This window comes from Methanococcoides seepicolus (assembly GCF_023684405.1).
GTDB classification, from domain to species: Archaea; Halobacteriota; Methanosarcinia; order Methanosarcinales; family Methanosarcinaceae; genus Methanococcoides; species Methanococcoides seepicolus.
Genome location: NZ_JAGSOI010000145.1, coordinates 1 through 1,182, shown reverse-complemented (window position 1 = coordinate 1,182; position 1,182 = coordinate 1). Strand labels below are relative to the sequence as shown.

General features: G+C 30.1%; 2 protein-coding genes. Both read left to right on the top strand.

The window, feature by feature from the left end; all coding sequences use genetic code 11:
• Positions 1-516: 516 nt before the first annotated feature.
• The gene (locus KDK67_RS14130) at positions 517-750 is read left to right on the top strand and encodes a hypothetical protein (RefSeq protein ID WP_250869483.1); all 234 of its coding nucleotides are present in this window, start codon (positions 517-519) and stop codon (positions 748-750) included.
• 151 nt (positions 751-901) lie between these two features.
• The gene (locus tag KDK67_RS14125; protein ID WP_250869482.1) at positions 902-1,144 is read left to right on the top strand and encodes a winged helix-turn-helix domain-containing protein; all 243 of its coding nucleotides are present in this window, start codon (positions 902-904) and stop codon (positions 1,142-1,144) included.
• Positions 1,145-1,182 lie beyond the last annotated feature (38 nt).

Genomic DNA, 1,182 nt, shown 5'->3' with positions numbered 1-1,182 from the left:
CTCAAAATAGTCATCTCAGAAAATACTACATCATTTTTTAAAAATCGAGATTTTAATAAAACATCATGTATTAAAGTTTTATGGAAGAATACTATATTATTAAAAAGGTATAGGGAAGTAAGGTGAATCTATCACATCATTGGAAAATATGGTATGTTAGATTCATGCCAAAAATGAAGCCACCCAGCGTCCCCATAGGTGTATATATTGGATTAATATTTGATGCTATTTTTGTTCCTACCATCATTATCAACAAAATAATAGCTAATATGCGAATATTTTTGTGATTCTTACTCAATAGCTCGACAACTCTTGAATTAAATTTAAGAACATACTCCATGTTTTTGAACCCCTCACCCTTTAATTTGGATTATGGCATATATAATTATCTCAAATGACCATTATGCAGAAAGAGGTAGAGAAAATTATAAATAATACATTATGAATTGTGTACAAAAAAACTATGAAAATTTATCATAAATGTGAATACTGTCATGAATGTGAAAGAGGGAGTAAATGAAACACGAAAAAATAGTGAAAACAATTATCATTCCATTAGGGGCAATTTCTTTTTTAATAATATACAATTTAATTTATTTTATAAGAGCGAATATTAACTCAACGGTGACCATTCTGTTGCTTTTAAGCACAGCTGTATTTGCAATAATCGGGATAATCTATCTGTTGGAGACCAAGAGGGTTAAAACGGAAAACACCGACAATGAAAGCAAACGTGTTGATGATCTTTGAGCGGTGCTAATACGGAAGAGGAAGTTCTTGCCGTATGCCGTGTTGCAATAACGATTACAGAAACATCAATATTACATCATCCTTAAATATAATAACACACGAATATAATATGTAGTAATCTAAATATTTAGTTCCTTGGGGGCATGGGGCGATGCGTGAAAAATTAGAAATAATAGTAGACATACTGAAAGTTTTAAAAGGATCAGAAGTGACGAAAACAAGCATAGTTTATAAAGCAAATTTAAATTTTAAAAGAGCAAATCATTATCTCGATATGATGATGCAAATAGGATTAATAGAAAAACCAACCAACAAATACAATATTACAGAAACTGGCAATGAGTACCTCAAAGTAATGAAAGAAGTTAATTCAATCATTATCGATCAAAACTGATGCAACATATTGTATATACACATCATGAAAAAACATGC